Source organism: Vibrio makurazakiensis, from assembly GCF_050337375.1.
Classification (GTDB): Bacteria; Pseudomonadota; Gammaproteobacteria; order Enterobacterales; family Vibrionaceae; genus Vibrio; species Vibrio makurazakiensis.
Genome location: NZ_JAKJSW010000179.1, coordinates 1 through 8,690 on the forward strand (window position 1 = coordinate 1; position 8,690 = coordinate 8,690).

Annotated in this window: 6 protein-coding genes; 4 read left to right on the forward strand and 2 right to left on the reverse strand. The window is 42.9% G+C overall.

The window, feature by feature from the left end:
- On the forward strand, positions 1-994 hold a 994-nt coding region (locus L4C33_RS16800; RefSeq protein ID WP_428813564.1), incomplete at its 5' end, for a methyl-accepting chemotaxis protein.
- A 117-nt stretch (positions 995-1,111) separates the two neighbouring features.
- Here L4C33_RS16800 and L4C33_RS16805 read toward each other — a convergent pair.
- Together L4C33_RS16805 and L4C33_RS16810 are read right to left on the reverse strand one after the other, a co-directional pair.
- On the reverse strand, positions 1,112-4,279 hold the full coding sequence (locus L4C33_RS16805) for a chitinase C-terminal domain-containing protein (protein WP_428813565.1): 3,168 nt from the start codon (positions 4,277-4,279) through the stop codon (positions 1,112-1,114).
- 445 nt (positions 4,280-4,724) lie between these two features.
- Positions 4,725-5,612 (reverse strand): AraC family transcriptional regulator, encoded by an 888-nt coding sequence (locus tag L4C33_RS16810; RefSeq protein WP_428813566.1) that lies wholly within the window; start codon positions 5,610-5,612, stop codon positions 4,725-4,727.
- Between the two features lie 155 nt (positions 5,613-5,767).
- Between L4C33_RS16810 and L4C33_RS16815 the strand changes: the two genes are divergently transcribed.
- The 3 genes from L4C33_RS16815 (at position 5,768) to L4C33_RS16825 (ending at position 8,606) form a co-directional block, all read left to right on the forward strand.
- Complete coding sequence (locus L4C33_RS16815; RefSeq protein WP_428813567.1) at positions 5,768-6,916, forward strand: iron-containing alcohol dehydrogenase; 1,149 nt, start codon at positions 5,768-5,770, stop codon at positions 6,914-6,916.
- 172 nt (positions 6,917-7,088) lie between these two features.
- Entirely contained in the window at positions 7,089-7,805 is a 717-nt protein-coding gene (locus L4C33_RS16820; RefSeq protein WP_428813569.1) for an amino acid ABC transporter ATP-binding protein, read from the forward strand.
- A gap of 3 nt (positions 7,806-7,808) precedes the next feature.
- Positions 7,809-8,606: an amino acid ABC transporter permease gene (locus L4C33_RS16825; protein WP_428813568.1), complete on the forward strand. Its 798-nt coding sequence runs from the start codon at positions 7,809-7,811 to the stop codon at positions 8,604-8,606.
- Positions 8,607-8,690: the final 84 nt, after the last annotated feature.

The following is an 8,690-nucleotide window of genomic DNA, read 5'->3' on the forward strand; positions in this document are numbered from 1 at the left end:
AGCCCTAGCACCGCTAACAACATTAAGTTCAGCAATGGAAGCGCTATCGAAAGGCAACGGCGATCTAACGCAACGAATCGAAGTCAACACTAAAGATGAAATCGGTACACTCGCGACTCACGTCAACGCCTTTATTACTAAGCTTCAAGAGATAGTAAAAGACATCGCACAGTCATCTTCAGAGCTTAACGAACAATCGAAAGTCAGTACTAATGTTGMACGCAAAACCAGTGAAGGCCTCAGCGTGCAATTGAATGAAATTTCACAAATTGCAACTGCCGTTCATGAGATGTCAGCGACAGCAGAAGAAGTAGCTAACAATGCTCTAATGACCGCCGATTCATCAATTAGCTCAACGGAACACTGTGAGCAAGGTAAGCAAGTCATCATTAGTAATCAAGAGTCTATTACGAACCTTGCAAAGCAGGTTGAAGATGCTTCTGGTGTGATTCAAGAAGTTGAAAAGAATGCACTCAACATTAACGCGATTCTATCAACGATCAGTGATATTGCGGAGCAAACTAACCTACTCGCGCTTAACGCAGCGATTGAAGCGGCACGTGCTGGTGAACAAGGTCGTGGTTTCGCAGTCGTTGCAGATGAGGTTCGTGTACTTTCCCAAAGAACACACAGCTCTACCGATGAAATTCGTGAAATGATTGAAACACTTCAGAAAAATAGTGTCTCAGCAGTTGAGTCTATGAGGCGCAGCCAAGATTTAGCACAGGCAAGTGTCGACGATGCAAATAACGCGACAACTGCGCTAGAAGAAATCTCTATGTCGATACAGCAAATTTCAGATATGGCCTCACATATCTCAAACGCAGCTTCTGAACAGAGAACAGTAACAGGCGAAGTAAGCAAAAATATTCAGCTTGTTAATGATGTGTCTGACAAAATGTCTCATGAAGCAGATAGTTCACGTCAACTGTCAGAAGAACTTCGTAGTATCGCTAAGCAGTTGAACCAACAAGTGCAATTGTTTAAATACTAAATGTAGGTTTCCATTTAAGTTAGACTATAAAACAACAAAGGCCTTCCATATGAAGGCCTTTCTTCTTTCCATGACTTAACTTTTCATGACTATTAAGTTGAGCATGGGCATCCTAGCTTAGATATTACATAGCTTAGCCCAAGAGCCATCACTTCCTGGTTCTGAGGCTGTCCACCAACTCGCTGTGTACACAACGCCATTGTGAATAACTTTATCGCCAGTATTCGCATGACTTGGGTTTCCTGCCCAGTCCTTTTGAGGAAAGTCAGGATAGGTCACAGCACCCGCAGAATCACATGTACCCGGGGTAGTATTGTCACCCCCACCAGTATTTCCTCCGTTACCAGAGGCAATATCACCTAAAGGAAGATCCGGTTGTTCGAACTTAAAGGCGTAATCCACACCATTAACATTTACGGCATAGTTTGCTGGGCCAGAAATCGGCAAGTAATACACCATATCTAGCTCATACGTTCCACCAGCTGGGAGTTCTTTCCAACCAGGAAGTGTGAATGCGACTCTGTGCATTGTGCCATCAAGGCCGCCAATGTTATCAGCGCGAGTGTGACCAGAAGCAATAACACTCAAACCTCCTCCGGATTGATCTTTCGCGTTATCCGGAGCCGATACAGGAATATCAAACTGGAATTCAGTTCCTCCCGGTAGTGCTTGTCCTGTGTTATTTGTAAACGTGATTTTAGGATTGATTGGATAGTTTTGGTCACCGACTTTGAAGCCACCAACCGATACCGAAACGTCTAGTGCTTCGGTAGGAATCGCACCCGTCGCAACTTTATTTCCATATGGGGTTGCTGACTTAAACTTATCGTAGATAGCTTTCGTCATCGTGTTGCCCATGTGAAACTCACCATTACCGCTTGCACACGCTTGTTCAGTCGTGTCAACAGATGTTCGATTGCCATTTGCATCAAGAACATAGCAGTTATAGTCACCTGCTAGTTCCCAGAACATGATACCGCCGATCTCTTTGTCGATAACGTAGTCGGCTTTCACATCAATCGACTGTTTATCTTCCGTAGAAAGGAATACACCTTTTTCAGCATTCCACAACCAAGGAGCAACCGCCACGCTGTCGTAGTTACGCGTGTAAGTACCAGTAAGCACATCCGTTGGATCATTTACAGGATCAAGCTTGTATGCCTCAGCATAAGAACCCCAAATACCTTTTTCTAGGTTCTTCGCATGCCACATAGGGTTTGAACCAGCCCCCATTTCATTACCTTTAGGGTCGGTGTCGTGCCACATATTGTCGATACCAATCGCACCATGACCACAATTGTTCTTTTCACCTTCCCCCGTACCGGCAGAACATTCAGACTGGTTTGGTAGTGCAGCTCGACCCCAAAGACCATTTTCGCCACCGGTCACACCCTGCCAACCACGAGTGTAGTAAGGCACACCAATATTTATACGTCCTGCTGGCATAGAGCCTCGGAAGTAATGATATGCCCAGTCAGTATTGAGATAACCGATACCGCCGTAAGCCGCTGTGCCGTATACGTTCCACTGAGCTAACTCCGAATCTTTACCTGTATCGAACAAAGCAGCGTTATGACCAACATGATCATTCCACGCACCGTGAAGGTCGTAAGACATGATATTGACGTAATCTAAGTACTGAGTTACATCAAACGTTTCCATTCCACGTAACAAGTAACCTGAAGACGGCGCCGCGATAGTAAGCATGTAGTGAATACCATCTTGTGCAGAGGCAGCATCCAACTTCTCACGTAAAACTTTCATTAAGACTTGGTATGAAGCCCATAAGTACTGGCGACGCGGTTCCATAAATTCTTTGTCATAAGGATTACCGGCGCCAGCCATTGAAGTTGGGTATTCGTAGTCAATATCCACACCATCAAATTGGTACTTACGGATCATCTCTACTGCCGAAGTCGCGAATGTTTCAATGCCTTGATGATTAATCGAACCATCAGCATTAGTAGTCATGGAATAGAAACCACCATCTGCAACACGGCTGCCATCTGTTGCAAAGTGGCCACCAGTTTCAGCCCAACCACCAATTGAAACTAAGGTCTTCACACCATGTTTTTTCTTGGCAGTAGCAAGCGCACCAAAGTGCCCTTTAAATCCTAAAGTAGGATCAACTTCCACCCCTGACCATTCTTTACCAACAGCTGCATTATTCGGGTCATTAACATCACCAATATTCACTTTGCCATCAGAGCCAATACTTACGAATGCATAGTTGATATGTGTAAGCTGTTCCCATGGAATATCTTTTACAAGGTAAGCGGCTTGTGGGTCATCACCGGCACGCCAGCTAGTGAAGTAGCCAATAACACGTCGTGGGTGGTCCGCACCCATTTTTTCACGGCCGCCTTCATCGTAGATTGAACAATACGGTACATTCACGCCTTCTGTTTGATATAAACCGTCAGGTCGACATGTCGCTACCGTTGGTGCACCTTTAACAGTAATCGTCGCTATATTCGAATCGGAAGAGGCACCCGCGTTATCCGTTGCTTTCGCATAAACAGATAATGCGCCGGACTTAGTTGGGGAGTAATCAAGAGTATAAGGTGCAGTTACGACTGTTCCAACCAAAGAGCCAGCGACATAAAAATCAACTTTATCCACAGTACCATCAGTATCTGAAGCGGTTGCAGATAAGGTAACCGCCGAGCCTAAATCTAAGCTAGCAGTAGAAACACTGACTGCTACTGTCGGTAGCTCGTTACCAACTTGCGTAGAATCAACCGTTAGAGAAATAGAGCTTTCATTACTCACCGCGCCTTTGTCATCGGTTGCATTAACAGATACAAGATGGCTTCCAGGTGTTGCAGCCCAAGTTGCTTCAAAGGGAGCTTGAGTTACAGTTGCGACAACAGTTCCATCAACTGAAAAGTTAACCGATTGAATTGTACCGTCACTATCAAGGGCAGTTGCACTGAATAGTACTAAATCACCTTCAAGGACAGTATCTGTTGCACTTGGGGACGTTAACGTTGCTGTAGGTGACTGATTTTCAACAATTACACCTGAACACACATCGATGAGTTTCCACTGAGAGTAATCCCCCTCAAATTGACTCGGGTCGTTATTTTGATTCCAATAGTTCGCTTTATAAGCACTACCGGCATGCTGAACTTGATCACCACCTGTGTACACCGCTGTAGAGTCCCAAGCTTCAAATGGCGCACAATCAACAGCTGCATTACTGTTAAACGCCATTAAACAAGATACGGTCAGAGTGCTGAGAGTTAATGCTTTCTTACCCACTCTTCCTTGATTTAGATACATAATTGCTATCCCTTAAGTTATTGTTTCTCGTTAAAATTTATGTCTACTTTCTTCAGAGGACTTAAATTTCTTTGCGAAACAACTGTAGGTCAGTTCAAAATATACACACCTAAATAATCACTATTTTATAAAATAACTCGCAATGTTTTGTTACATGAATGCAATAGCCACACACTTAATTTGCATCAATAACTAATAATTGATTTATTTCGGAAGTCTAAAGAAAAGGCGTACTACCCGAATAATTTAAATAAGTGTGAATTAGATAAATTATTTGAGTAGTACGCCTTGAGTGAAAAACATGACTAGTGCTCTTCTATAGGGGCTTTTAGTATTATCCATCTACCACCATGTGAATAGAGTATATTTCGACTCATTTATTTCCCCTATTATTTCAGAGCAACAGAGTCTCAACAAATCAGACGGTTAACGTTTATTTAAAATGCTAAATAGCCTTAGGGGTAGTATTAAAATGACGCTTAAACTCTCTACTGAACTGTGATGGACTGCTGTAGCCAACTAGACGAGCTGCATCACTAACTCTTCTACCTTCAATTTGAATAAGCTCTTTCGCTTTATTTAGCCTGACTTTCTTCAGGTACTGTAGAGGTGACTCGAACGTCACGTTGCGAAACGCTGTATGAAAGGCAGAAACACTCATATTGGCTTCTTCAGCTAATGATTGAACAGTTATTGACTGAGCATATCCTTCATGCACTTTTGCCAAAGCTTTAGCCACACGAGCGTAATGTCCATCATGATGGGCGAGTTCGAATAGTACCCGCCCTTCACTACCAGTCAGTGCGCGATAAACGATTTCAGTCACTAACGCTTCACCCAAAATTTCAGCTTCTAAATCGCAATGTAAGACATCAAGTAAACGCAAGCAGCTGTTGAGCATTTGGCTATCCATCGCTGCAGACTCTAACCCGCTTGCCTTATTCCTTTTGTGCTTATTACACACGCTGTCCATAAACCCTTTATCTTCAAGCTGATTTACTAATTTCAACAATAGCTTAGAGTCGATGTTAATCGTCAACCCTAATAGTGGTTCATTGTCTTGAGGAAAAGCTTCGCACTCTAACGGCATAGGTACGCCTACGACTAGGTAGTCACCAGGCCCGTACTCAACAGGTCTTTCCCCTATATGGATATTCTTTTTCCCTTGCCCTAATAAAATGATGCCAGATTGATAGGTAAATGGTTGGCGTACGTTACCTTTTGAACTCCGGTAAAGCCATACACCTTTGATCGACGTTTCACGAATGCCTTCAAGGTCATGCCAATCTTGTTTATCAACATAAGATTGTAAACTTTTCGCGAGATCATTCATTGCATTTCACCTAACTACTCATCAATAGATATACAAAATAACAAACCTGTAGGAATAGGCAACTTATTTGGACAAAATGACCTTTATTCACCCCAACACTAGTACTAATATGCAAACATAACGAAAACAAAGATTCATTACACAAGGATTCAAATATGCAATTCACTTATGTAAACCCTACTGTTATTCACTTTGGTCAAGGTCAGATCTCTTCTATCGCTCAATCAGTCGCGTCTTCAAAAAAAGTACTGGTTATCTATGGCGGTGGTTCAATCAAGAAAAATGGCGTTTATGACCAAGTTACTGAAGCGTTGAAATCGCACACTTGGGTAGAATTCTCAGGCGTAGAAGCCAATCCAACCAAAGAAACCTTGGATAAAGCGGTAAAAATTGTAAAAGAGCAAGATATTGAATTCATACTTGCTGTTGGTGGTGGTTCTGTAATTGACGGTTCTAAATACGTAGCGGCAGCCGCAAAATACGATGGAGACGGCTGGGATATCCTTGAAGGTAAACACCAAGTAACAGAAGCAACCCCTATCGGTGCTATTCTTACTCTTCCTGCAACAGGTTCCGAGTCAAACATGGGCGCCGTAATTACTCGCGCAGAAACCAAAGACAAACTGGCATTCATGAATCCAGCTGTTCAACCAAAATTCGCTGTCATGGACCCAGATGTAATGAAAACATTACCGGAACGTCAGCTTATCAACGGTCTAGTTGATGCGTGGGTTCACGTGTGTGAGCAGTACATTACAATGCCGACCAATGCAATGGTTCAAGAAGGCTATGCAGAAACGCTGCTTAAGAACTTACTTGTGCTCGGTAAGCAATATGACAAACGTGATAACGATGCATGGCGTGCAAACCTAATGTGGACTGCAAACCAAGCACTCAACGGTTTAATTGGTACTGGTGTTCCTCAAGATTGGGCAACGCACATGATTGGCCATGAATTCACTGCACTTTGGCATGTTGACCACGCTCGCTCTTTAGCAATTGTTCAACCTTCACTTCTGCGTAACCAAATTGACGCGAAGCGTGGCAAGTTAGAACAAATGGGCAAAAACGTATTTGGCCTTGAACAAAGTGATGATCTGGCCGAACGAACGGTTGTCGAAATCGAGACTTTCTACCATAGCTTAGAAGTTGCAACCCAATTCTCTGATTATGAAACAACGAAAGAAAATGCAATTGATAGAGTTGTAGAACAGTTAGAGTCACATGGCTACCTTCAACTTGGTGAGAACCAGGCAATCACAATTCCACGTACACGTGAAATCCTAGAAAGCGCAATGCTATAAACTGCGCCCTAAATTAAAGCAGCTGGTATATCAGCTGCTTTGCTATTTTTTGAACAACTAATCATTTAACATCAAGTAACTGTGCTTTTTCATGTGCATTCATTTTTCTATATTGTTAAGGTTAATCACAACGTAAGCAGAAATAGATATAATTGTGAACAATCACCAAAACTTGGTTGAATTTAAAGCACTTAACAAGTGGTATGGCGACTTTTACGCCCTAAAATCGATTAATCTCAACATCAAAAAAGGCGAAATCCTTGTGATTTGTGGCCCTTCAGGATCCGGAAAGTCGACGTTGATACGCTGCATTAACCAACTCGAAAAGTTCGAGTCAGGTGAACTCAATGTATTAAGCCACCAGCTGCCCGCTAGATTTACTTCACCAGGTAAAGTTGGAATGGTATTCCAGCATTTCCACCTATTTCCTCACCTCACCGTTCTCGAAAACCTAACATTAGCGCCTATTCGTACTCTTAAACTACCTAAAACAGAAGCTCAAGCTTTGGCTATGCACTATTTAGAAAGAGTCCATATCGCAGAGCAAGCACATAAGTACCCAGTGCAATTGTCTGGTGGTCAGCAGCAGCGTGTCGCAATAGCGCGTTCATTATGCATGAAGCCAGAACTACTCTTATTTGATGAGCCAACTTCTGCTCTAGATCCAGAAATGATCAACGAAGTTTTAGATGTAATGGTCGAACTGGCCGATGAAGGTATCACCATGGTGTGCGTTACCCATGAGATGGGGTTCGCTAAGAAAGTGGCCGACCGCGTAATCTTCATGGATGAAGGAGAGATCATTGAATCCAATGAGCCTGTTCAATTATTTGAATCACCACAGCACCCTCGCACCCAAGCTTTTCTTAAGCAGATTTTAAGTTACTAATTGATGTTATTACGAATCTTAAAGCCCGCATTTTCAGCCTTGTTGCAAATCACTTTGCTAGCCTTTGCTATTGGTTGGATTCTCGATTCTGGCGCACAATCCATGGGCTATAGTTGGCAATGGGAGCGCGTGCCAGACTATATTGCTTTTTATGAAGATGGTGAATGGTGGCCTGCCGAGTTACTGGAAGGCTTATTTGTTACCATTCACATATCACTCGTAAGCTTAATAGCAACATTGGCTATTGGTTTAGCGACGGCATTACTAAAAAACTCCAATTCTATTGTTGGCCGAGCAATCGCTTCGAGTTATATCGAACTGATCCGAAATACCCCATTATTAGTGCAAATCTATTTGCTCTACTTCGTATTTGGCCCTGTTATAGGCTTAGACCGATTCAGCACAGCAGTGCTCGCTTTGTCACTCTTTCAAGGCGCTTACACGGCAGAAATATTCAGGTCCGGTTTAAATAGTATCAACCGTGGGCAGTTTGAAGCGTCTACGTCATTAGGTTTATCGAAAACCTATACCTATTGGGACATCATTCTTCCTCAAGTTGTACAGCGCACTTTGCCGCCGTTAACTAATGAAGTAATTTCCCTTATAAAAAATTCTTCAATCGTTAGTGTCATGGCTATATTCGACCTAACCACTGAAGCCAGAAACATTGTTTCTGAAACCGCAATGCCCTTTGAGATTTGGTTCTCTGTGGCAATTATTTATCTCGCTTTAACACTTTCACTTTCTGCCATTTCCGTTTGGCTTGAGCATAGACTTGGTGCCAATTGGAAAACACAATAAGGATTTATCAGCATGAAGCTATTTAGAACAGCAATAACGGCGCTGCTTACTCTCGCAGTCGCATTACCAACACTTGCAGCCAAC

What these genes read in the sequence shown, in the direction of transcription:
- L4C33_RS16810 (WP_428813566.1), bottom strand. Translation starts at nt 5,612, where the DNA reads ATGAATGATCTCGCGAAAAGTTTACAATCTTATGTTGATAAACAAGAT.
- L4C33_RS16815 (WP_428813567.1), top strand. Translation starts at nt 5,768, where the DNA reads ATGCAATTCACTTATGTAAACCCTACTGTTATTCACTTTGGTCAAGGT.
- L4C33_RS16825 (WP_428813568.1), top strand. Translation starts at nt 7,809, where the DNA reads ATGTTATTACGAATCTTAAAGCCCGCATTTTCAGCCTTGTTGCAAATC.
- L4C33_RS16805 (WP_428813565.1), bottom strand. Translation starts at nt 4,279, where the DNA reads ATGTATCTAAATCAAGGAAGAGTGGGTAAGAAAGCATTAACTCTCAGC.